Annotated in this window: 19 protein-coding genes; 16 read left to right on the forward strand and 3 right to left on the reverse strand. The window is 64.0% G+C overall.

Features of this window, described 5'->3' with window-relative positions; translation table 11 throughout:
* Window positions 1–52: 52 nt before the first annotated feature.
* The 7 genes from hflK (at window position 53) to P9220_RS10230 (ending at window position 8,156) form a co-directional block, all read left to right on the forward strand.
* Window positions 53–1,438 carry an FtsH protease activity modulator HflK gene (gene hflK, locus P9220_RS10200; protein ID WP_309764729.1) on the forward strand — a complete coding sequence of 462 codons (1,386 nt, stop codon included), beginning with the start codon at window positions 53–55 and terminating at the stop codon, window positions 1,436–1,438.
* Window positions 1,439–1,449: 11 nt separating this feature from the next.
* A complete protein-coding gene (hflC, locus tag P9220_RS10205; RefSeq protein ID WP_309764730.1) occupies window positions 1,450–2,346 on the forward strand; it encodes a protease modulator HflC in 897 nt (298 codons plus the stop codon).
* 54 nt (window positions 2,347–2,400) lie between these two features.
* Entirely contained in the window at window positions 2,401–2,592 is a 192-nt protein-coding gene (locus P9220_RS10210; protein WP_309764731.1) for a DUF2065 domain-containing protein, read from the forward strand.
* A 113-nt stretch (window positions 2,593–2,705) separates the two neighbouring features.
* Window positions 2,706–3,863 (forward strand): ATP phosphoribosyltransferase regulatory subunit, encoded by a 1,158-nt coding sequence (locus P9220_RS10215; protein ID WP_309764732.1) that lies wholly within the window; start codon window positions 2,706–2,708, stop codon window positions 3,861–3,863.
* Between the two features lie 122 nt (window positions 3,864–3,985).
* Window positions 3,986–5,332, forward strand: coding sequence for an adenylosuccinate synthase (locus P9220_RS10220; RefSeq protein ID WP_309764733.1), 1,347 nt, complete (start codon window positions 3,986–3,988; stop codon window positions 5,330–5,332).
* Between the two features lie 103 nt (window positions 5,333–5,435).
* Window positions 5,436–5,996, forward strand: a complete 561-nt coding sequence (locus tag P9220_RS10225; protein WP_040050125.1) for a phosphoribosyltransferase — start codon at window positions 5,436–5,438, stop codon at window positions 5,994–5,996.
* 267 nt (window positions 5,997–6,263) lie between these two features.
* The gene (locus P9220_RS10230) at window positions 6,264–8,156 is read left to right on the forward strand and encodes a potassium transporter Kup (protein ID WP_309764734.1); all 1,893 of its coding nucleotides are present in this window, start codon (window positions 6,264–6,266) and stop codon (window positions 8,154–8,156) included.
* 71 nt (window positions 8,157–8,227) lie between these two features.
* Here P9220_RS10230 and P9220_RS10235 read toward each other — a convergent pair whose 3' ends face one another.
* Window positions 8,228–10,576 carry a Tex family protein gene (locus P9220_RS10235; RefSeq protein ID WP_309764735.1) on the reverse strand — a complete coding sequence of 783 codons (2,349 nt, stop codon included), beginning with the start codon at window positions 10,574–10,576 and terminating at the stop codon, window positions 8,228–8,230.
* 244 nt (window positions 10,577–10,820) lie between these two features.
* Here P9220_RS10235 and P9220_RS10240 point away from each other — a divergent pair, with 244 nt between their 5' ends.
* From P9220_RS10240 to P9220_RS10250, 3 genes are all read left to right on the forward strand, one after another.
* Window positions 10,821–11,642 (forward strand): colicin transporter, encoded by an 822-nt coding sequence (locus P9220_RS10240; protein WP_404989550.1) that lies wholly within the window; start codon window positions 10,821–10,823, stop codon window positions 11,640–11,642.
* A gap of 284 nt (window positions 11,643–11,926) precedes the next feature.
* Window positions 11,927–12,148 (forward strand): DUF465 domain-containing protein, encoded by a 222-nt coding sequence (locus tag P9220_RS10245; RefSeq protein ID WP_309764737.1) that lies wholly within the window; start codon window positions 11,927–11,929, stop codon window positions 12,146–12,148.
* 111 nt (window positions 12,149–12,259) lie between these two features.
* The gene (locus tag P9220_RS10250) at window positions 12,260–14,488 is read left to right on the forward strand and encodes an ATP-dependent DNA helicase (RefSeq protein ID WP_309764738.1); all 2,229 of its coding nucleotides are present in this window, start codon (window positions 12,260–12,262) and stop codon (window positions 14,486–14,488) included.
* On the opposite strand, the gene P9220_RS10255 is transcribed toward P9220_RS10250, so the two are convergent.
* Window positions 14,448–15,131 (reverse strand): transposase, encoded by a 684-nt coding sequence (locus P9220_RS10255; protein ID WP_309764739.1) that lies wholly within the window; start codon window positions 15,129–15,131, stop codon window positions 14,448–14,450. The two genes, P9220_RS10250 and P9220_RS10255, sit on opposite strands and share 41 nt — an antisense overlap.
* 177 nt (window positions 15,132–15,308) lie before the next feature.
* Window positions 15,309–16,142 carry an outer membrane protein assembly factor BamD gene (locus P9220_RS10260; RefSeq protein WP_309764740.1) on the reverse strand — a complete coding sequence of 278 codons (834 nt, stop codon included), beginning with the start codon at window positions 16,140–16,142 and terminating at the stop codon, window positions 15,309–15,311.
* A gap of 290 nt (window positions 16,143–16,432) precedes the next feature.
* Here P9220_RS10260 and P9220_RS10265 point away from each other — a divergent pair, with 290 nt between their 5' ends.
* From P9220_RS10265 to phaR, 6 genes are all read left to right on the forward strand, one after another.
* Window positions 16,433–17,608, forward strand: a complete 1,176-nt coding sequence (locus P9220_RS10265; RefSeq protein ID WP_309764741.1) for an RluA family pseudouridine synthase — start codon at window positions 16,433–16,435, stop codon at window positions 17,606–17,608.
* Window positions 17,605–18,453, forward strand: coding sequence for a peptidoglycan editing factor PgeF (gene pgeF / locus P9220_RS10270; protein WP_309764742.1), 849 nt, complete (start codon window positions 17,605–17,607; stop codon window positions 18,451–18,453). The genes P9220_RS10265 and pgeF overlap by 4 nt, the downstream gene beginning before the upstream one ends.
* A 290-nt stretch (window positions 18,454–18,743) precedes the next feature.
* On the forward strand, window positions 18,744–20,765 hold the full coding sequence (gene phaC / locus P9220_RS10275) for a class I poly(R)-hydroxyalkanoic acid synthase (protein ID WP_309764743.1): 2,022 nt from the start codon (window positions 18,744–18,746) through the stop codon (window positions 20,763–20,765).
* A gap of 89 nt (window positions 20,766–20,854) precedes the next feature.
* Window positions 20,855–22,036 carry an acetyl-CoA C-acetyltransferase gene (locus P9220_RS10280; protein WP_309764744.1) on the forward strand — a complete coding sequence of 394 codons (1,182 nt, stop codon included), beginning with the start codon at window positions 20,855–20,857 and terminating at the stop codon, window positions 22,034–22,036.
* A gap of 78 nt (window positions 22,037–22,114) precedes the next feature.
* Window positions 22,115–22,855, forward strand: coding sequence for a 3-ketoacyl-ACP reductase (locus P9220_RS10285; protein ID WP_309764745.1), 741 nt, complete (start codon window positions 22,115–22,117; stop codon window positions 22,853–22,855).
* Window positions 22,856–23,014: 159 nt separating this feature from the next.
* Window positions 23,015–23,596: a polyhydroxyalkanoate synthesis repressor PhaR gene (phaR, locus tag P9220_RS10290; RefSeq protein WP_309764746.1), complete on the forward strand. Its 582-nt coding sequence runs from the start codon at window positions 23,015–23,017 to the stop codon at window positions 23,594–23,596.
* Window positions 23,597–24,166 lie beyond the last annotated feature (570 nt).

Genomic DNA, 24,166 nt, shown 5'->3' on the forward strand with positions numbered 1-24,166 from the left:
TGCTCCGCATGACCCGCGGCATCGAACCGGCTGTCTAATGGTGAATCACCGAGTGAACGATTACAACGAGCGGACTAACAGGCAGCGCATGCATGCCGTCTTTTCGATCAACGATCCGCGCTGGGGGCGGGGCGAGGGCGACGGCGTGAAGAACGATTCCAAGCGCCCGCAAGACGGCAAGCGCGGTAACGGCAAGGAAGAAGGCCCGCCGGATCTCGATGAAATGTGGCGCGAATTCAATCGCCGGATTGCGGGCATTTTCGGCCGCAAGCCGAACGGCGGCATGCCGCGCGACAACGGACGGGGCACGCGCATCGGCGTGGGCATCGTCATTGGCGTGCTGATCGCGATCTATCTCGGCAGCGGCGTGTTCGTGGTGCAGGATGGACACGTCGCCGTGGTCTCGCAATTCGGGCAGTATCGGCAGACGGTGACGCAAGGTATTCACTGGCGCCTGCCGTACCCGTTCCAGTCGCACGACATCGTCGATACGTCGCAGGTGCGCTCCGTCGAAATCGGGCGCGGCGCGGCGCTGTCGCAAGGCAATGTGCGCGATGCATCGCTCCTCACGAACGAAGCGGACATTCTCGACGTGCGCTTCGCCGTGCAGTATCAGATCAAATCGCCGACCGACTTCCTGTTCCGCAACGTCGATCCCGACCAGAGCGTCACCGAGGCGGGGCAGGCTGCGATCCGTGAAATCGCCGGCGCCGCGACCACCGACGACCTGCTTTACAAGGACCGCGAAGCACTTCGTCCGCGGCTGACCGAATCCATCCAGCGTTCGCTCGACGCCTATCGTACCGGCCTGCAAGTGACGGGCGTCACCGTGCAGAGCGTGCAGGTGCCGACTCAGGTGCAGGCGGCGTTCGAAGAAGCATCGCGCGTGCGGCAGGACAACGAACGCGCCCGCGATACCGCCGAGGCCTACGCGAATCAGCTGCTGCCCCGCGCGAAGGCGGATGCCGCGAAGATGGTCGAAGAAGCCACTGCGTACAGCAATCGCGAGGTCACGCAGGCTCAGGGCGACGCCGAGCGTTTCAAGGAGGTCTACGCGGAATACTCGAAGGCGCCGGCGCTCATTCGTCAACGCATGTACCTGGACACGATGCAGCAGATCTACTCGCGCACTACAAAGGTCTTCGTGGATAGCAAGGCAGGCAATAACGTGATTTATCTGCCGCTCGACAAGCTCGTCGATGCGAACCGTCAGCAGGCGAAAGACACAGCGGCGAATACCGGGGGCGCAGCGTCGGCTGCCGTGGAAGCGCAGGTGCGTCCGCAGGCCGCCGCGCCTGCTTCCGCGCCGGCCGCGCCCGCGACGGCGGCGCCCGCAAGCGGTGCAAGCCCCGCAAGCGGCGCCAGTGCCGCCAGTGGCGACCCGCTGCGCTCGCGCGATGCGTTCCGCTCGCGCAGCCGTCAAGACGACCTGCAGTAAGGAGCGCGAACATGAATCGAATCATTGCGCTCGTCGTCGCAGTCGTCATCGTGCTGTTCATCGGTTCGTCGATGGTCTTCACCGTCGACGAACGGCACGCCGCCATCGTCGCCGCTCATGGCGACAGCAACCCGCGCCTCGACGGTCCCGGCCTGCACTTCAAGCTGCCGCCGCCGTTTCAGACGCTCACGCTGATCGACACGCGCACGCTCACCATCGACGAGAGCGGGGCGGACCGCTTCACGACGTCGGACAAGAACGAAGTGCTGGTGAACACGGTCGTGAAGTATCGCGTGGCCGATCCGCTCAAGCTCTTCGTCAGTAACGAGAAAAACACGCAGACCGCCCAGGAGCGTTTGATCGCGCTTGCCCGGACGGCACTGGCGAGCGCGTTCGCAAACCGCTCACTGACCGATGCGCTCGGCAACCAGCAGGCACTCGAAAGCGAGGCGCTGAAGGCGGTGGAAAGCGCGGCCGGTGCATTCGGCGTGCAGCTCGTCGATCTGCAAATGACGCGTATCGACTTTCCGTCGGCGGTGGCCGAGTCCGTCTACAAGCGCATGATCGCGGCGCGCCAGCAGGCGGCGGCGAACGAGCGCGCGAAGGGCACGGCTCAAGCCGACAAGATCAAGGGCGATGCCGAACGCGAGCAACAGCAGATTCTCGCCGATGCCTATAGTCAGGCGCAGTCGATCCGTGGCGAAGGGGACAGCAAGGCGGCGGCCATCGCAGCCGACGCATATGGACGCGATCCGCAGTTCTATCAGTTCTATCAGAGCCTCGAGGCGTACAAGAAGACGTTCAAGCCGGGCGACGTGATGGTGGTCGATCCGAGCAGCGATTTCTTCCGCTTCATGAAAAGCCCGAACGGCGGTGCGGACGCATCCGCTGCCGCAGCCAAACGCTGACCGTACCTGCGCCGCGCGCGAAGTGAACCAACAATCGCGCGGCGCCTTCTTCCCATGAACATGGTCGAGACGATACTGCTCGCTCTTGCGTTGATGCTCATTATCGAAGGCATGTTTCCCTTCGTCTTTCCCACGGCCTGGCGCGACACGTTTCGCCGTATCGCCGAGCGGCCGCCGCATCACATCCGCATCGGCGGGTTGATCGCAATGGCGCTGGGGCTGATTCTGTTGTGGATCGCCACGTAAGTCCGTCTGCCGATCTCAGCGCCCGGCGGTGTTCCGCCATTTAGCCTATCTTGTCTCTATCCGCCCAATGCGCGCCGTGCCGAGCGCCGCGCGCCCAAGCAGGAAACGTATCGATGTCCACCTGGTTGCTTCCCGAAAATATCGCCGACGTGTTGCCGTCGGAAGCCCGCAAGATCGAAGAGCTGCGCCGCCGCCTGCTCGACCGGTTTCGCTCGTATGGCTATGAGCTCGTCATGCCGCCGATGCTCGAATATCTCGAATCGCTGCTGACGAGCGGGGGAAGCGACCTCAATTTGCGCACGTTCAAGCTCGTGGATCAGCTGTCCGGACGCACGCTCGGCCTGCGCGCGGACATCACGCCGCAGGTCTCGCGCATCGACGCGCACTTGCTGAACCGGCAGGGTGTGACGCGTCTTTGTTACGCGGGTGTCGTGCTGCATACGCGTCCGCGCGGCCTGCACGCCACGCGCGAGCAGATTCAGATCGGCGCCGAAATCTACGGCCACGCGGGGCTCGAAGCGGATCTCGAAATTCAGCAACTGATGCTCGATTCGCTGCATCTCGCGGGGTTGTCGAAGGTGCGTCTCGACTTGTGTCATGCGGGCGTGCTCGCGGCGCTGCTTGAACTGGAACCGGCGGCGGCATCGCTCGGAGAAGCGCTCTACGACGCGCTCGCCAGCAAGGACGTGCCGCGTCTCAACGAACTGACGGCGCATCTAAGCCACGTGCCGCGCGAGGCGCTGCGTGCGTTGCCGTCGCTCTATGGCGATGCCTCGGTGCTCGAGATGGCGCGCGCGCGTCTGCCGAATCTGCCGGTGATCGCCCGTGCGCTCGACGATCTCGCGTTTCTCGCCGCCCGCGCGGACGGCGCCGAACTGATGATCGATCTGGCCGATCTGCGCGGCTACGCGTACCACAGCGGCGTGATGTTCTCCGCTTACGTCGACGGCGTGCCGAACGCGGTCGCGCGCGGCGGCCGTTACGACGATGTCGGCTCGGCGTATGGCCGTGCGCGGCCCGCGACGGGCTTTTCGCTCGACCTGCGCGAAGTGGCGCGCATCTCGCCCGTCGACGCACGCGGCAGCGCCATCCTCGCGCCGTGGAAGCATGAGGAACCGTTGCGCGCGGCCGTCGCGGCGCTGCGCGATGCGGGCGAAGTCGTGATTCAGGCGCTGCCGGGCCACGAACACGATCTCGACGAATTCGCGTTCGATCGCGTGCTCGTGGAGCGCAACGGGCAATGGGCGGTGGAAGAGCGTTCCGGCGCCTGAGCGCCGAGGACTTTTCGCCAGGACACGCGCGAACGTGGCCTGATCGCGGCATGCATCCCGAAAAACTCGGAAACGGCCGCGAACATAGGTAAAATGCGTTTTTAACCAGCTAACGAATCAACATGTCTGCCAGTGCAGTGAATGTGAACCCGGGGCGCAACGTCGTCGTGGTGGGCACCCAGTGGGGTGACGAGGGCAAGGGCAAGATCGTCGACTGGCTGACGGACCATGCCCAGGGCGTCGTGCGCTTCCAGGGCGGCCACAACGCCGGCCACACGCTCATCATCGGCGGCAAGAAAACCATCTTGCGCCTCATCCCGTCGGGCATCATGCGCGCGGGCACGGCCTGCTACATCGGCAATGGCGTCGTGTTGTCCCCGCAGGCGCTGTTCAAGGAAATCGACGAACTGGAAGCCGCGGGCATCGATGTCTGCCAGCGCCTGTTCGTTTCCGAAGCCGCCACGCTCGTTCTGCCGTACCACGTTGCCATCGACCAGGCGCGCGAAGCCAAGCGCGGCGCCGGCAAGATCGGCACGACCGGTCGCGGCATCGGCCCGGCGTACGAAGACAAGGTTGCCCGTCGCGGCCTGCGCGTGCAGGACCTGTTCGATGCGCCGCTCTTCGCCGAACGCCTGCGCGAAGCGCTCGACTTCCACAACTTCGTGCTGACGCAATATCTCGGCGCGGCCGCAGTCGACTATCAGGAAACGCTGGACACCATGCTCGGCTACGCCGACCGTCTCGCGCCGATGGTTACGGACGTCTCCCGCCGTCTGTACGACGAAAACCACGCCGGCCACAATCTGCTGTTCGAAGGCGCGCAAGGCACGCTGCTCGATATCGACCACGGCACGTATCCGTATGTCACCTCGAGCAACTGCGTGGCCGGTGCCGCGACGGCTGGCGCGGGCGTCGGTCCGCAGAAGCTCAACTACATGCTCGGCATCACGAAGGCGTATTGCACGCGCGTCGGCGCGGGCCCGTTCCCGAGCGAACTGTACGATGCGGACAATCCCAAGCGTCAGGACCCTGTCGGCGTGACGCTCGCCTCCGTCGGCAAGGAGTTCGGCTCCGTCACGGGCCGTCCGCGCCGCACCGGCTGGCTGGATGCAGCCGCGCTGCGCCGCTCGATCCAGATCAACGGCATCACGGGCCTGTGCATGACGAAGCTTGACGTGCTGGATGGCCTCGAAGAAGTGAAGCTCTGCGTCGGCTACACGCTCGACGGCAAGACGCTCGACATCCTGCCGCGCGGCGCATCGGAAGTGGCGCGCTGCGAGCCGGTCTACGAGACCTTCGGCGGCTGGAAGGAAAGCACGGTCGGCATCACGCAATGGGACAACCTGCCCGAGAACGCGCGTGCTTACCTCACGCGTGTGCAGGAAGTGGCGGGCGTGCCGATCGACATGGTGTCGACCGGTCCGGACCGCGACGAAACCATCCTGCTTCGTCATCCGTTCAAGGTCTGAGGGCACCGAGCCTCGGCCTGAACGGACGCTGTAAAGAATGTGGCCGCTTCATGCGGCCACATTTCGTATATAACCGCACTAATGCAATCGAAAGAGCCTCACCATGATCGCGATGACCGACCCGCGTAACGACGAAAAGAACCTCTGGGTCAACTGGGACGAATATCACCGGTTGATCGAACTTCTCGCGCTGAACGTGCACGAGTCGGGATGGAAGTTCGACAAAATCCTCTGTCTCGCGCGCGGCGGCTTGCGCGTCGGCGACCAGCTTTCGCGCATCTACGACCTGCCGCTCGCCATTCTCGCGACGAGTTCGTATCGCGAGGCCGCGGGCACGCAGCAGGGCGACCTCGACATCGCGCAGTACATCACGATGACGCGTGGCGAACTGTCGGGCAACGTGTTGCTCGTCGACGATCTCGTCGACTCCGGCGTCACGCTCGCGCGCGTGCAGGACCATCTGAAGGAGCGCTATCCGGCGATCACGGCGGTGCGCTCGGCGGTGCTGTGGTACAAGGCGTGCTCAAAGGTCAAGCCTGACTACCACGTGCAGTTTCTCGAGACGAATCCGTGGATTCATCAGCCGTTCGAGGAATGGGACACCGTGCGTCCGCACAACCTCGGCGCGTGGATCAAGCGCGGCACGCAGAACGGCCGCGTGTAAGGCATCGGCGTTCGCTCTTGGTTCGCTGCGCTGCGCCGTTGCGCCGGGTTGTCTCCCGACGCAACGGCGTTTTGCTTTCCGGCCGCGTTCGACCGTGACCGGGATGCGAGTGTGCACGCGCGCCGCTTACGCTTACGGGGCACGATGCTAAACTCTCACTCGCGTCTCTCGTGGCGCATCAGCAACATGCGGGCAGACGTTTTTGCGTGCGACGTTAGATAGAATGGCGTTCGGTTTTCTTCCGCCCTGGACGGATATCTCGCTTTTATGACTAACTTGACTCACGCGCAAGAGCGCAAACAGCCTTTGCCTTCGCTTGCGCTCGCGGCCATCGGCGTCGTCTTCGGCGACATCGGCACGAGTCCCCTCTACGCTTTGAAGGAAGCCTTTAGCCCGACACACGGCATCGCGCTTTCGGAAGCCTCCATCCTCGGCGTCATCTCGCTGTTGTTCTGGGCCATCGTGATTGTGGTGGCCATCAAGTACGTGCTCTTCGTCATGCGCGCCGACAATAACGGCGAAGGCGGCGTCTTCGCGATGATGACCCTCGCGTTGCGCAGCGTGAAAGACCCGGGCCGTCTGTCGGGCGTGCTGATGATGCTCGGCATCTTCGGCGCATGCATGTTCTACGGCGATGCGGTCATCACGCCGGCGATGTCGGTGATATCGGCGGTCGAAGGGCTGGAGATCGCCGCGCCCAAGCTCTCGCCCTACGTGATTCCCATCACGATGGTGATCCTCGTCATGCTGTTCTGGATTCAGCGTCACGGCACCGCCGTCGTGGGCAGGCTCTTCGGCCCGATCATGCTGGTGTGGTTCGCCACGCTCGCGGTGCTGGGCGGCTATCACATCGTGCTCGCACCGGGCGTGCTGGTCGCGTTGAATCCGTATTACGCTGTCTCGTTCATGGCCGAGCACGTGCTCCAGGCGTATATCGTGCTCGGTTCGGTCGTGCTGGTGCTGACCGGCGCGGAAGCGCTTTATGCCGACATGGGCCACTTCGGCGTAAGGCCCATCCGCTACGGCTGGTACGGGTTCGTCATGCCGTCGCTGCTGCTGAACTACTTCGGCCAGGGCGCGCTGCTGATGCACTCGCCGAAGGCCATCGAAAGCCCGTTCTTTCTGCTCGCACCGGATTGGGCGCTGCTGCCGCTCGTGATTCTGTCGACGATCGCCACCGTCATTGCATCGCAGGCCGTGATTTCGGGCGCGTATTCGCTGACGAGCCAGGCCATCCAGCTCGGTTACGTGCCGCGCATGAAAATCCTGCATACGTCGGACCTCGCGATCGGGCAGATTTATATCCCGCTCGTCAACTGGATGCTGTTGTTCATCATTCTGTGCATCGTGGTCGGGTTCAAGAGCTCTGAGAATCTGGCAGCCGCGTACGGCCTCGCCGTGACCGCGACGATGCTCGTGACGACCATCCTCGTGTCGGTCGTGATGACGAACCTGTGGGGATGGAACCGCTTTCTCGTCGGCGCGATGATCGCGGTCTTCCTCGTCATCGACATCGGTTTCTTCGGCGCGAGCCTCTTGAAGATCGAGCAGGGCGGCTGGCTGCCGCTGTGCATCGGCGGGGCGCTCTTTTTCCTGCTGATGACCTGGTACAAGGGCCGCATGATCGTGAAGGATCGCACGGCCGCCGACGGCATTCCGCTGATGCCGTTCCTGCAAGGCTTGCTTGCGCACCCGCCGCATCGCGTGTCGGGTACGGCCATCTATCTGACCGGCAGCGATTCGCTCGTGCCCGTCAGCCTGCTGCACAACCTGAAGCACAACAAGGTGCTGCACGAGCGGACCATCTTCCTGAATTTCATCACGCGCGATATTCCTTATGTGGACGACGCGCACCGGCTGGAAGTGAAGGACGTGTCGGGTGGTCTCTTCCTCGTGAAGGCCGCGTATGGCTTCAACGAGACGCCCGATGTGAAGGCCGTCCTCGAACAGATCACGCGCACGCACGCGATGACTTTCGAGCTGATGGACACGTCGTTCTTCATGGCCCGCGAGACCGTGGTGCCGACGGAGTTGCCCGGCATGTCGGTGTGGCGTGAACGCGTGTTCGCGTGGATGCATCAGAACGCCGCGAAACCGACCGACTTCTTCAGTATTCCGGCAAATCGCGTGGTCGAACTGGGGACGAAGATCGAAATCTGAGCGCCGCGACGACCAAACAAAAAACCCACGCACTGCGAAGTGCGTGGGTTTTTTATTGTCAGCGTAGTCGCTTACCGTTTCAGCTTCGCGAAAGCCGCGGCCATCGCGCCGCCTGGTACCGGCTCCCGGCGCTGGTTGCGCTGCGCATCGCGCCCGCCGCTGGCGCCGCGACGATCCTGCCCGCCGCGCGCCGCCGATGAACCCGCGCCGCCGCCCGCCGACGCGGGCGCGAAATCGTCATCGAGGCGCATGGTCAGCGAGATGCGCTGGCGCTTCACATCGGTTTCGAGCACCTTGACCTTCACGACCTGGCCCGCCTTCACGACTTCATGCGGGTCCTTGATGAACTTCGTCGACAGCGCCGACACGTGCACGAGACCATCCTGATGCACGCCGATATCGACGAACGCACCGAATGCCGCGACGTTCGTCACGACGCCCTCGAGCACCATGCCCGGCGCGAGGTCGGAGATTTTCTCGATGCCTTCGCGGAACGTCGCCGTCTTGAACTCGGGACGCGGATCGCGGCCCGGCTTTTCGAGCTCGGCGAGAATGTCGCGCACGGTCGGCAGGCCGAAGCGATCGTCGACGAACTCGGCGGCCGTCAGCCCCGCGAGGGCTTCGCGCTTGCCGAGCACATCGCCGACGTGCTTGTTGATCTTGGCGAGAATGCGCTGCACGACCGGATACGCCTCCGGGTGCACCGATGAACGGTCGAGCGGATTCTCGCCGTTGTTGATGCGCAAGAAGCCCGCAGCCTGCTCGAAGGTTTTGTCGCCGAGACGCGGGACCTTCTTCAGGTGCTCACGCGACGGGAACGGCCCATTGGCGTCGCGATAGTCGACGATATTGCGCGCGAGCGTGGCGTTCAGGCCCGACACGCGGGCGAGCAGGGCGACGGACGCCGTGTTCGCATCGACGCCGACGGCGTTCACGCAGTCTTCGACGACCGCATCGAGCGACCGCGCCAGTTCGCGCTGATTCACGTCGTGCTGATACTGACCGACCCCGATGGCCTTCGGCTCGATCTTGACCAGTTCGGCGAGCGGGTCCTGCAGACGCCGCGCGATCGATACCGCGCCGCGCAGCGATACGTCGAGCGCCGGAAACTCCTTCGCCGCCAGCTCGGACGCCGAATACACCGACGCGCCCGCCTCCGACACGACGATCTTCTGCAGCTTCAGATCCGGGTGCTTCGCGATCAGTTCGCTTGCGAGCTTGTCGGTTTCGCGCGACGCCGTGCCGTTGCCGATCGACACCAGTTCCGCCTGCGTTTCGCGTGCGATCCGCGCGAGCTTCGCGATGGAGCCGTCCCAGTCGCGGCGCGGCTCGTGCGGGTAGATCGTATCGGTGGCGAGCAGCTTCCCGGTGCGATCGACGACGGCGACCTTCACGCCGGTGCGCAGGCCCGGATCGAGACCGATCACGGCCTTCGGACCCGCGGGGGCGGCGAGCAGCAAGTCTTTGAGATTGCGCGCGAAGACGCGAATGGCTTCGTGCTCGGCTTCTTCGCGCAGCTGCGTGAGCAGTTCGTTCTCGATGTGCGGCTGCACCTTCACGCGCCAGCACCAGCGGCAGACATCGGAGAGCCACTTGTCGGCGGCGCGTCCGCGACTGGCGATGCCGACGTGCTGCGCGATCATCGCTTCGCACGGGTGCGGCACCTGCGCGTCCAGCTCCTCGCCGAGTCCGAGCTTGACGGACAGCACGCCCGCGTTCCGGCCGCGGAACAACGCGAGCGCGCGATGCGACGGCACGGTGCGGATGGTCTCGCTGTAGTCGTAGTAATCGCGGAACTTCTCGCCTTCCTCGCCTTGCTTGCCGTCCACGACGCTCGACATCACGCGGCCCTGATTGAACAGGTAATCGCGCACTTTGCCGAGAATCTCGGCCGTCTCGCCGAACTGCTCCGAAAGGATGTCGCGGGCGCCGTCGAGTGCGGCTTTGGTGTCGGCGACGCCCTTTTCGGCATCGACGAACTTCGCCGCCTCGGCTTGCGGATCGAGCGTCGGGTCGGCGAGCAGGGCCGCTGCCAGCGGCTCGAGGCCGGCCTCGCGAGCGATCTGCGCGCGCGTGCGGCGCTTCGGCTTGTACGGCAGATACAGGTCTTCGAGCACCTGCTTGCTGTCGGCGCCTTCGATCGCGTCGCGCAGTTCGGCGGTCAGCTTGCCTTGCTCGTCGATGCTTTGCAGGATCGCGGCGCGGCGGTCTTCCAGCTCGCGCAGATAGAGGAGCCGCTCTTCGAGCGTGCGCAGTTGCGTGTCGTCGAGATTGCCGGTCACTTCCTTCCGATACCGGGCGATGAACGGGACAGTCGAGCCTTCGTCGAGAAGCTGCACGGCGGCGGCGACCTGGCGCGGCTGCACGGTGAGTTCGGTGGCGATGCGCTGTACGATCTTGAGTGCTACAGTTTCCGTCATGATTCTGCGCTGTCTGCTGGCTCGTCGGGAAGCGGCGGCGGGGATGCTTCGGGCTTTCGCGGATGCGGGCGTGCGTGCGCTTCTGTGCGCCGCCGGACGCTGTGACGAGCGATGGGCCGGGTTGCTGGAGCGGGGCATTTTGCCATAAATGCCGGAGCGCTCCGGCGCGCGGTGATAGAATTTCGGGACCGCGCAAGCCCCTTTTTTACCTTCGCGCACCTGATTCCTGATCACGTTGCCGTTCATCAATTTGCTCAACTTTCGCTCTTCAAAGGCCCCGCGAATTGCGCTGGCCGTTTCGTCGATAGGCGCGCTTCTGGCGCTCGCGACGCAGCCGGTAATCGCGCAGACGGCTAATGCGCCGAGTTCGACGACCGCCGCGATGGCGCAGTCGCCCGATGCGGCCGAGAGCGACGCCGGCAAGCCCGACGAGGCGTTGCGAGCCGACTACGACAGGCGCCAGAAGGCGCTCGACAGGCGGACATCGGAGAACGACTACCGCTACGGCGTGAAGCAGCACAATTGCTACAGCGCTTTCTTCGTCAACCACTGTCTCGACAATGCACGCACCGAAATGCGGGAAGCGCGTCAGCAGATCCGCCAGGAACAGCTCGCGCTCGACGACGAGCAGCGCACCGAACGCGCGAAGGAGCGCGATCGGCAAACGGCGTTGAAACAGGCGCAATACGAAGCCGAAGCGCCGCAACGCGCGGCCAACGAGAAGGCGAATCAGCAGGCGTACGAGGACAAGCAGCGCCAGAATGCGCTGGCCGCCGCCCAGCGCGACGCCGATGCACCGCAGCGTGCGGCCAATCAGGCCGCGTACGACCGGAAGCAGGCCGACTACCAGAAGAAGCTCGACGAAGCCCGTGCGCGGGGTGTCGCCCAAGCGCAGGAGCGCGAGCAGAAGGCGCAACGTTTCGAGCAGAAGCAGCAGGAAGCTGCGCAGCATCGCGCCGAGGTGGAAGCGCGTCAGAAGGAAGCCGCGCGCAAGCAACAGGAAAAGGCGCAGCAAGCACAGCAGGAACAGTTGAAGCAGCAACAGCAGCAACAGCAGGGAAAGTAGCGCCGCAGGGCGCGGCGCGATGGTCGACGGCGATGCATGGGACCGGACTAAGCGCTAAAGCGCCAACTCCGGTCGACAGCTTTGCATGGGACGGGACTAAGCGCTAAAGCGCCAAGCCCGGTCGACGGCGATGCATGGGACCGGACTAAGCGCTGAAGCGCCAAGCCCGGTCGACAGCTTTGCATGGGACCGGACTAAGCGCTAAAGCGCTAAGTCCGGTCGACAGCTTTGCACGGGACCGGACTAAGCGCTAAAGCGCTAAGTCCGGTCGACAGGAGGCGAGGATGCAGCAGCGATTGAACGCACCCCGACAATCCGCCGCGGATGCCGCTCTGATCCGCGATCGAATCGCGCAGTTGCAGGAAGAGCATCACGGCCTGGACACGCTCATCGACAAGCTGTCCGGCATCGACGATCTCGAATTGCGCCGTCTCAAAAAGCGCAAGCTCAAGGTCAAGGACACCATACTCCTGCTGCAATTGCAGCTGGACGCCGACCCGCACTAGGCCGCTTCGCGCCGTGCCGGAGCCACGCGCTCGCTGGCCGCACGCGCCGCCGGCGGCGCGGCGCATTGCACAACCCGCGGTATCCGCAGAATTCGCAGAATCGAGCTCACTTTGAACTCTCCCGTCCCATCCCCCGACGCCGCGAACACGCCGTTCTCACTGACGGACAAGCGCCGCGTCGAACTCGATGCAATCTTCTCCGCCGATGGCCTGCTCGCGCGCGCGATCGACGGCTATCGGCCGCGCGCGTCGCAGATCGAAATGGCGCGCTCCGTCGCTGCCGCGATGGAAGCGTCCGGCCGCGCAATGCCCGAGCCCGCGATGTTCGAAGCGCAGCGCCGTCCCGCGCGCAAGCTCGGGCCATCGGACAAGCCGTATGCCCCCGACGAGACGCCCGCCGACGACATCGGCATCGCAACCGCGAAAGCGGCCATCGACGGCGGCGAGAACACGCTCATCGTCGAAGCAGGGACCGGCACCGGCAAGACCTACGCCTACCTGGTCCCGGCCATGTTGTGGGGCGGCAAGGTCATCGTCTCGACCGGCACGAAGCATCTGCAAGACCAGCTTTTTCAGCGCGACATCCCGACCGTGCGCGATGCCCTCGCCGTGCCCGTCTCGGTCGCGATGCTCAAGGGCCGCGCGAACTACCTCTGCCACTATTATCTGGAGCGCACCGCCGATAACGGCCGCCTGCCGTCGCGGCAGGACACGTCGCATCTGCAGGAGATCGTCCGTTTCGCGAAGATCACGCGCACCGGCGACAAGGCCGAACTCGCAAGCGTCCCGGAAAACTCGCCCGTCTGGTCGATGGTCACGTCCACGCGCGACAACTGTCTCGGCCAGGAATGCCCGCATTACAAGGATTGCTTCGTGATGCAGGCGCGCAAGGAGGCGCAGCAGGCGGACATGGTCGTCGTGAATCACCACCTCTTCTTCGCCGACGTGATGTTGCGCGACACCGGCATGGCCGAACTCCTGCCGATGGCCAACACGATCATCTTCGACGAAGCGCATCAGCTTCCGGAAACCGCAACGCTTTTCTTCGGCGAGACGCTCTCGACGACGCAACTGCTCGAACTCGCCCGCGATACCGTCGCCGAAGGTCTGAGTCACGCTCGCGACGCGGCCGACTGGACCAAGCTCGGCGCCGCGCTGGAACGCGCCGCACGGGATTTGCGGCTCGCGTTCAAGGAAGACTCGGCGCGCTTCTCGCTCGGCCAGCTTCCCGACGGGCATCCGCTGTTCGACGCGCTCGATACGCTCGAAACGCATCTCGATGCGCTCGCGGCGGCGCTGTCATCGCATGCGGAGCGGGCGGAATCGCTGCAGGCGCTCGTGCGCCGCGCGCGCGAGTTGCAGGACCAGCTCTCGGGCTGGACCACGCCGCCGACGCCGCTGGAGCGCGCCGTCGTCGAGGACGAGGCCATCGCGAAAGAAGCCGCGAAGGAAGAGCCGAACGAGATGGTGCGCTGGATCGAAGTGTTCTCGCACACCGTTCAGTTGCACGAGACGCCGCTGTCGGTCGCGCCGATCTTCGCGAAACAGCGCGCCGGCGTGCCGCGCGCGTGGATTTTCACGTCGGCGACGCTGTCGGTGCGCGGCGACTTCACGCATTACGCGGCGCAAATGGGTCTGAACGCGCGCCGCTCGATGACGCTTCCGAGCCCGTTCGATTACCCGTCGCAAGGCCTGCTCTACGTGCCGCGCAATCTCCCGCAGCCGTCGTCGCCGCAGTTCACCGACGCCGTCTTCGAAGCCGCGTTGCCGGTGATCGAGGCGGCGGGTGGCGGCGCGTTCGTGCTGTGTACGACGCTGCGCGCGGTCGATCGCATCGCTTCGCGTCTGCGCGATGTGATCGAGCGGCGCGGCTGGGACAATCCGCTGCTCGTTCAGGGCGATGCGAGCCGCACCGAACTGCTCGATCGCTTCCGCGCGTATGGGAACGCGATTCTCGTCGGCAGCCAGAGTTTCTGGGAAGGCGTCGATGTGAGAGGGGATGCGCTGTCGCTCGTCGTCATCGACAAGCTGCCGTTCGCGCCGCCCGACGATCCCGTGCTCGCCGCCCGCCTCGACGCGCTCACGAAGAAAGGGCTGAGCCCCTTCGCGGTGCATCAGTTGCCGCAGGCGGTCATCACGCTCAAACAGGGCGCAGGCCGCCTGATTCGCGCCGAAACCGACCGCGGCGTGCTGATGATCTGCGACACGCGCCTCGTCGACAAGCCCTACGGACGGCGAATCTGGCAGAGCTTGCCGCCGTTCAAGCGCACGCGTGAACTGGACGTCGTCCGCGCGTTTTTCAGTGATTCGCCGACTTCCGCCGTGGAACTGGCCGACTAGCGGCCGTCGCGATGCGTTCGATGTTCGCGACCGCCTGAGCGACGCGCGCGCTCGCGTCCGTGGTCGATGGCGCTCGCGCCGGCGCTTGCCTGAAACGCATGGAAAGGCTGCCGTATGCGTCGCCGTAGCTCCGCGCTTCTCGTGGCGGATTGCCGGATGCCGCGCGCTCGCTCGCTTCGTCGTTACCCGCCGAAAGGTTCGCAACGATACGCGCATTGGTGATCGTGCCGGCCTTGATGCGAATACCGTTCGCCGCCATCACGCCGTTCACCTCGGCCAGCAGCGCCGCCGCCGATTGCTGCGACTGAAGAACGCTCCGGAATTGCTGAATTGCCCGGGCGTCAGGCGCGATCGGGCATTTTTCATCGATGCGCGCGAAACGCCTGAACGCGAGGCTGTCGATGAGCGCATCCTCGCAAGCGCGATCCGACAGACCGAACCAGCTCTGGATGAAACAGACGCGCAACATGCGCTCGATGCCTGCGGGAAAGCGCTCGCCGCCATCGCGCCGGTGCTGCTTGACGATGGCGCACAGGCGCGGCCACGGAAGCAGCAGGTCCATCGCATCGAGGAACTCGTCTCGCTGCGTGAGCCTGGGTTGCGTCGCCGGAGCTGATTTGTTGCGCAAGGAGGATGCGGCCATGCTGATCTCTTTTAGTTTTCGTCGAGTTGAGGCGCGCGCAGCACCGCTGCCATGCCTGACACTGACGTGAGGATTGCTAAATTTTGTTGCTCAAGAGAAAAATTTTGAGCGAAAAAATAGGGCCTCCGCGACGCCCTGTCGACAGGCCGACGCAATGCGCCGGCCGTTACGCGACTCTTACCAGATTTGATACCACGGCTTGTCGGCGCCCGCGCGGCGCTTGCCGGTGACATACGGGCTGTCGGGGAACGTCGCGGCGAGCACGCGCTTGGTGTCGTCGGCGAGTTGCGGCTGGTCGAGCCGCTGATACGACATCATCATGATGTGCAGCGCCTCTTCCGTTGCCGGCGCATTCTTGTATTCGCGGATGGCGAGCTGCGCGCGGTTGATCGCCGCAACATACGCGCCCCGGCGATAGTAATAGTCGGCCGCATGCACTTCATGCGACGCGAGCGCGTTCACGATGTAACGCATGCGCTGTGCGGCGTCCGGCGCGTACTTGCTTTGCGGGTATTTGTCGACGACGACCTTGAACGCGTCATACGACTCGCGCAGCGACTTCGGATCGCGCTCGCTCATGTCCTGACCGGAGAAGCGGCCGAAGAGACCCAGGTCGTCGTTGAAATGGATCATGCCCTTGAGATAGTACGCGTAGGAAATCTCGGGATGATCCGGATGCAGCCGGATGAAGCGGTCGATGGCCTGATCGGCGTTGGCGGTTTCGCCGTCCTTCCAGTTGCAGTACGCGACGTTGATCTGCGCCTGCTGCGCGAAGTGACCGAACGGGTCGCGCCCTTCGAGTGCTTCGAAGTACTTGGCGCATTTGCCCCAGTCGCTGCCCGACAGCGCGTCCTGGGCCTCCGTATATAATTTGTTGTTGTTCCAGAGTGCGGTTTCGTCGGTCTTCTCGGGCAAGCCGTGACAGGCCGCCACGACGGCGACGCTCGCGGCCAGCGCCAGATACTTGATCGATTGCCGCATCGATTGATGAATGGTGTTGAAGGCTCGCATCAGTGCTTGCTTATCCTGGCTAATACTGGCTGTTACTGGCTGATTGAAGCTGTGTCCAGCTGTGATTCCGGTGCAGTCTCTACCGCGCGGCATGCCGTTCGGTCGATCGCGATGTTTCCCGGTCCGCAACGTCGAAGCACGGGGACTCGCGGGTTGCGTGCTGACGTTCCGCATTCATCGCTTCGTCCGCCGGTTGGCTCCCCGCGGCGGTTCTCCGCGGTGGTTCTCCGCGGTGGTTCTCCGCAACGTTCCCGCCGCATTCCCGCAGCTTTCCCGCTAATCTTCTGCAAATGACCCGCTCAAGTACTCGTGGTACCAAAGATCAACTCAAAGATTATAGCCGATGCAATACGGCCGACGACGCGGCTTCGCCGGAACCGGCGCGCGTGACGGACCCGGCTGCATCGTCCGGGGACGTGCGCACCGCGCTCGTTCCCGACGCGCTCGCGGGCGACCGGCTCGACAAGGTGCTCGCGAAGGTTTTCCCAGAGTTCTCGCGCAGCCGCCTGCAGGGCTGGATCGAAGAAGGGCGCGTGCTCGTCGACGGGGCGCGCGCCAAAGTGCGCCAGTCGGTACCGCTCGGCGCGACCATTTCGCTTGTGCCCGACCTGCTGCCGGAGCAACTGGCTTTCACACCGGAGCCGGTGCCGCTTCATATCGTCCATGAAGACGACGCGCTCGTGGTCATCAATAAGCCGGCGGGCATGGTCGTGCATCCGGCGGCCGGGAACTGGAGCGGCACGCTGCTGAACGGCCTGCTCCATCGATACGGCGACGCGGCGGCCGGTCTGCCGCGCGCGGGCATCGTGCATCGGCTGGACAAGGAGACGTCGGGGCTGATGGTCGTCGCGCGCACGCTCGAGGCGCAGACCGACCTGGTGCGCCAGTTGCAGGCGCGCACCGTGAAGCGCCGCTACGTCGCGTTCGTCTGGGGCAACATGCGCGATGACGGCGCGATCGACGCGCCCATCGGCCGCGATCCCCGCGAGCGCACGCGCATGGCCGTCGTGCAGAGCGCGGCGGGCAAGCACGCGCGTACGCATTTCAGGACCATCGACCGGGCGCTCTGGAAAGGCCAGCCGGTCAGCGCCATCCATTGCGATCTCGAAACCGGCCGCACGCATCAGATCCGCGTGCATTGCGCGCATGTCGGCCATCCGCTGCTGGGCGACCCGGTTTACGGACACGCGCGCGGCAAGCGTTCTGTGACGCCGCTGCCGAACGGCTTCGCGCGGCAGGCGCTGCATGCGTGGCGGCTCGGGCTGATCCATCCGCTGACGGGCAAAGACGTGCACTGGCGCGCGGACGTGCCCGACGATATGTCCGCGCTCGCCGCCGAACTCGGCTTCGGGCGCGACGAGGATATCGATTTCGACGAAGACGACGACTTCGCCCAGGCCTACGAGACGGACGAGGACGAAGGCGACTGGGACGAAGACGAAGATTACGAGGACGACGAAGCATGAGCGAGAGTTCGACCGGTTCGCGCACCGCCGATGCGCCCCCGCTGGAAGCGCGGCACTGCCTGTGGCCGCAATGGCGCGTGTCGCCGCGCGTTCGCGCTTTCGTCACGACGCGGGCTGGCGGCGTCAGCGTTGCGCCTTATCACGGCGGCGCGCCGGACGCGGGCGGGCTGAACCTTGGCCTTTCGACCGGCGACGCGCCCGACGCGGTGCGCGAGAACCGCCGCCGTGCGCTCGCGCTCACCGGTGCGCGCGACGCCGCATGGCTGCAGCAAGTCCACGGCACGCAAGTCGAGGACGCTCACGCGGTGATCGACGCAGGCGCACCCGTCGACGCCGATGCGAGCGTCACCGATCGCGCGGGCATCGTGTGTGTCGTGATGACGGCCGATTGCCTGCCCGTGCTCTTCTGCGACGACGACGGCCGCGCGGTCGGCGCCGCGCATGCGGGATGGCGCGGGCTGGCGGGGGGCATCGTCGAGAAGACCGGCGAGCGGGTGGCCGCGCTGGCGGGCGCATCGGCGTCCCGGCTCAACGCATATCTCGGGCCGGCCATCGGTCCGAACGCGTTCGAAGTCGGAGAGGACGTGCTGCAAGCGTTCGCCGCTGCGTGCAGCGCAGACCGCCGCGACGCCACGGTGGCCGCGTTCCGTTCGACAGGCAGCGGGAACAAGTATCTCGCCGACATTTACGCACTCGCGCGCTTGCGCCTCGCCGGCATCGGCATCGACGCCGCGCGCATTCATGGCGGCGCGCATTGCACGGTGACGGAGACGGAGCGCTTCTATTCGTATCGTCGCGATCGCGTGACGGGGCGCATGGCCGCCATGATCTGGCTCGCCGATTAATCCGCCGGTGCCTTAATCGCGATTTCAACCCCCGTGACGAAGCCTTTTCTTTCATGGGGGAAAACGATAATTATAAAAATATCGCACTGCGGCAAAATCGGATGAAGCATTGACATGCTCGACACCGTAGAGCAAGAATGTTCCCGGAATTCATTCAATCGGGCACGGCGTAGCAAGGCACTCTTGCCACGCGCAATTTAAGGCGCATCAAACTCTGCGCGCTGGTCAGGAAAGCCCGGCAATGCCTGCATCACAATCAGTCTTGCGAGACTCAGAGGTCAAAGGCGGGTATGGCTTCCAAAACTTCTTCTTCATCTTCCCGCTCCAGCACGGCCGACAGCACTCCGGCACAACCTTCAGCCGATACGACTGGCGTGCAGCAGGCGTTCGAACAATGGCTCAACGCATGGCGAACGGTGGCCGATCCCGGTCAATGGGCCAAATTCACTGAACAGACGAATCAGGCCGCGAGCGCGTTTTCATCGAATGGCGCGACGCCGGCCATGCCCGGACTGGGCGCTCTGCCTTTTCCGGGACTCGGCGGACTCACGAACGGCCTGGCCGGCGCGTTCCCGACCATCGCGAATATGCCGCAGATGCCGGACATCGCGAAGATGAACGGACTGGCGGAATTCGCGAAGCTCGCGAGCAGCATGCCGGGCTTCGGCGCGGCGATGCAGGGCTTGCCGACGCTCCCGAAGATTCCGACGGCAGCCATTGCACCGGAACGACTGCATCAACTGCAAAGCGACTACACGCGCGACGTGACCGAGCTGCTCAAGCAGGCGAGTGCACAGAACATCGACGCCGCCGCGCTGAAAGACCGGCGCTTCAAGGACACCGCGTGGCAATCCACGCCGGCGTTCGCGTTCACCGCTGCGTGGTATCTGCTGAACGCGCGTTATCTGCAGGAACTCGCCGACGCGATCCAGAGCGATCCGAAGACGCGTGAGCGCATCCGTTTCACGGTGCAGCAGTGGGCCGCGATGGCCGCGCCGAGCAACTTCCTCGCGCTGAATCCCGAAGCACAGAAGGCGCTCATCGAGAGCAAGGGCGAGAGCTTGCGTCAGGGCATGCTCAACCTGCTCGGCGACATGCAGCGGGGCAAGATTTCCCAGTCGGACGAATCGGGCTTCAAGGTCGGCAAGAACATCGCGACGACCGAAGGCGCGGTGGTGTACGAGAACGAACTCGTGCAACTGATCCAGTACAAGCCGCTCGCGCCGAAAGTCTACGCGCGGCCGCTTCTGATCGTGCCGCCGTGCATCAACAAGTTCTATATCCTCGATCTGTCGCCGGAAGGCTCGCTCGTGCGCCATGCGCTCGAATCGGGGCAGCAGGTGTTCATTCTGTCGTGGCGCAATGCGGATCAGTCGATCGCTGACAAGACGTGGGACGACTACGTGCAGCAGGGCGTGATCGACACGATGGCCGTCGTGAAGGAAATCAGCCGCGCGGACAAGATCAACACGCTCGGCTTCTGCATCGGCGGAACGCTGCTCGCAACGGCGCTCGCCGTCGAGAAGGCGCGCGGCAGCGAGCCGGCCGCATCGATGACGCTGCTCACGTCGATGCTCGACTTCTCCGATACCGGCGTGCTCGATGTCTTCGTCGACGAGGCGCACGTGCAGATGCGCGAGCAGGCCATCGGCGGCAGAAACGGCGCGCCGCCGGGACTGATGCGCGGCATCGAGTTCGCCAACACGTTCTCGTATCTGCGCCCGAACGATCTCGTGTGGAATTACGTCGTCGACAATTACCTCAAGGGCCGCACGCCGCAGGCGTTCGATCTGCTCTTCTGGAACAGCGACTCGACAAACCTGCCGGGCCCGATGTGCGTCTGGTATCTGCGCAACACGTATCTGGAAAACAAGCTCCGTGAGCCGGGCGCGCTGACCGTGTGCGGCCAGGCCGTCGACCTCACGAAGCTCGACCTGCCGACCTTCATCTACGGTTCGCGCGAGGACCATATCGTGCCGTGGAAATCGGCGTATGCTTCCGCGCCGATCCTGTCGGGACCGCAGACGTTCGTGCTCGGCGCATCGGGACATATCGCGGGCGTGATCAATCCGCCGTCGAAGAACAAGCGCAGTTTCTGGATGCTCGACAACGCGAACGGCCGCCTCCCGGACGATCCGGATGCGTGGTTCGAAGCCGCGAGCGAGCACCCCGGAAGCTGGTGGCCGACGTGGACGGAATGGCTTGCCGCGAACGCGGGCGAGCAGGTGAAGCCGGGCGCATCGCTCGGGTCGAAGGCTCGTCCGGTGATCGAGGCGGCGCCGGGCCGTTATGTACTGGAGCGTGACAGTTGAGCGGTGCTTGCATCGAAATGGCGACTGTGCGCGAGACCGCATAGGCACTCACGAAACGGCATTAACATGCGATGCCAAAGGAAACTGAAATGACTGACGTAGTGATCGTATCGGCCGCGCGTACGGCGGTTGGCAAGTTCGGCGGTTCGCTCGCGAAGATCGCGGCGCCGGATCTCGGTGCAACGGTGATTCGCGCGGTGCTGGAGCGCGCGGGCGTGAAGCCGGAGCAGGTGAGCGAAGTCATCATGGGGCAGGTGTTGACGGCGGGTTCGGGGCAGAACCCGGCGCGTCAGTCGGTGATCAAGGCGGGTCTGCCGGACATGGTTCCCGGCATGACGATCAACAAGGTGTGCGGCTCGGGCCTGAAGGCGGTGATGCTCGCGGCCAACGCGATCATCGCGGGCGATGCGGAAATCGTCGTGGCGGGCGGTCAGGAGAACATGAGCGCCGCGCCGCACGTGCTGCCGGGCTCGCGCGACGGCTTTCGCATGGGCGATGCGAAGCTGATCGACTCGATGATCGTCGATGGCCTCTGGGACGTGTACAACAACTACCACATGGGCACGACGGCGGAGAACGTCGCGCGCGAGTACGGCATCACGCGCGAAGCGCAGGATCAGTTCGCGGCGCTGTCGCAGAACAAGGCGGAGGCTGCGCAGAAGGCGGGCCGTTTCAACGATGAAATCGTGCCGATCGCGATTCCGCAGCGCAAGGGCGACCCGCTGCAGTTCAACACGGACGAGTTCGTGCGTCACGGCGTTACCGCCGAAGCGCTTTCGGGCCTGAAGCCGGCGTTCTCGAAAGAAGGCACGGTGACGGCGGCGAACGCATCGGGCATCAACGATGGCGCGGCGGCGGTGGTGGTGATGTCGGCGAAGAAGGCCGAGGCGCTGGGCCTCACGCCGCTGGCGCGCATCAGGGCGTATGCGAACGCGGGCGTCGATCCGAAGGTGATGGGCATGGGTCCGGTGCCGGCCTCGAAGCGCTGTCTGGAGCGCGCGGGCTGGGGCGTGAACGATCTGGACCTGATGGAGATCAACGAGGCGTTTGCGGCGCAGGCGCTGGCGGTGCACAAGCAGATGGGCTGGGATCAGTCGAAGATCAACGTGAACGGCGGGGCGATTGCAATCGGTCATCCGATCGGCGCATCGGGCTGCCGCATTCTGGTCACGCTGCTGCACGAGATGCAGAAGCGCGATGCGAAGAAGGGCCTGGCGTCGCTGTGCATCGGCGGCGGCATGGGCGTCGCGCTGGCGGTCGAGCGTCTGTAAGACGCGTCGGCGGCACGGACACGAGAGAAGCGGGCGGCGCGGTCGGGCGCGGTCCGCATAACGAAAAGGGAGTCGGGAATGACGAAGCGCATAGCGTATGTAACGGGCGGCATGGGCGGCATCGGCACGAGCATTTGCCAGCGTCTGCATAAGGATGGCTTCACGGTGGTCGCGGGCTGCGGCCCGAATTCTCCGCGCCGCGTGAAATGGCTCGAAGATCAGAAGGCGCTCGGTTACGACTTCATCGCGTCGGAAGGCAATGTCGGCGACTGGGACTCGACCAAGGCCGCGTTCGACAAGGTCAAGGCCGAGGTCGGCGAAATCGATGTGCTCGTGAACAACGCCGGCATCACGCGCGACGTGGTGTTCCGGAAGATGACGCACGAGGACTGGACGGCCGTCATCGACACGAACCTGACGAGCCTTTTCAACGTGACGAAGCAGGTGATCGACGGCATGGTGGAGCGCGGCTTCGGCCGCATCATCAATATTTCGTCGGTGAACGGGCAGAAGGGCCAGTTCGGCCAGACGAACTATTCGACGGCGAAGGCCGGCATTCACGGCTTCACGATGGCGCTTGCACAGGAAGTGGCGACCAAGGGCGTGACGGTCAACACGGTGTCGCCGGGCTATATCGGCACGGACATGGTGAAGTCGATTCGTCCTGAAGTGCTGGAAAAGATCGTGGCGACCATTCCTGTCCGACGTCTCGGCACGCCGGACGAGATCGGGTCGATCGTTGCGTGGCTGGCTTCGGAGGAATCGGGTTTTTCCACCGGCGCGGACTTTTCGCTCAACGGTGGCTTGCACATGGGCTGACGGGCGGCGGCGGTCGGCCGGGCGCCCGGGGCGCCTGTCCGGCTCGCCGCGCTTGCCGGATATATCAATGACGCGGCGACCCAGCAGCAACGCTTTTTTGCGACAACGCAAGACATGCCTGCTGCCACCGCAGTAAAGTCTTGCGTTTAAAGGCGTTCAATGACCACCCCTACTACTACAAAGAAATCCGCCGAGCGGCTGATAAAAAAATATCCGAATCGCCGGCTGTATGACACGGAGACGAGCACCTACATCACGTTGTCGGATGTGAAGCAACTCGTGCTCGATCAGGAAGACTTCAAGGTGCTCGACGCGAAGTCCAACGACGACCTGACGCGCAGCATTCTTCTGCAGATCATTCTCGAAGAAGAGAGTGGCGGCTTGCCGATGTTTTCATCGGTGATGCTTTCGCAGATCATCCGCTTTTACGGCCATGCGATGCAGGGCATGATGGGCACGTATCTGGAGAAGAATATCCAGGCGTTCATCGACATTCAGCAGAAACTGTCCGAACAGAGCAAGGGCATTTATGACGGCAATGCGCTGAATCCGGAAGTCTGGTCGCAGTTCATGAACATGCAGGCCCCGATGATGCAGGGGATGATGACGAACTATATCGAGCAGTCGAAGAATATGTTCGTGCAGATGCAGGAGCAGATGCAGAATCAGGCGAAGTCGATGTTCAATACGTTTCCGTTTCCCGGGCAGCAGGGTTCGGGTTCTTCTGGCGAGAAGAAGTAAAGCGCTTTTTCTTGTCGCTGAGCGTGGGGTTGTAGTGGTGTTTTTCTCTGCGGGTCGGCGGGCTTGTGTTTGTTTCGTTCGCCTGTGTTTGCGTTGAACTTGTATTCGTGTCGGTTTATTCGTGCGCTCCTCCCCGGGGCGGGGGTCACTCTCTCGGCTGTCGACCAGAGTTGGCGCTTCAGCGCCTTACTCTGGTCCCATGCAAAGAAAATCACCAAAGAAAGCAGCTTTTTCTCGAACGGCACGATGCACTGATCTGAGTGGCCACTTCGTAGAAAATCGGTGGCCCTCAGTTTGACAGAGCCTTGAATCACCTTCCACGCCCACTGACTACTAACGTCCTCCGAGCCCCCTGGCTCGTTAATACCGGTGGCACACTAGCTCGCGACGAAGAACAGGTGGTTGCCGAGGGATCGGTCCTGGTGTTCCTAACGCAGTTCTTCACGTTGCAGTGGTGGCGTCCGTTGAGCTTGTTCGCGACCGTATGGGCACCGTTGGTTTTTCGAGCCAAGGGGCTCGCAGGACGTTAGTAATAGTGGGCGCGGAAGGTGATTCAGGGCTGTTTGCAAG

Source organism: Caballeronia sp. LZ016 (genome assembly GCF_031450805.1).
In the GTDB taxonomy this organism is placed as follows: Bacteria; Pseudomonadota; Gammaproteobacteria; order Burkholderiales; family Burkholderiaceae; genus Caballeronia.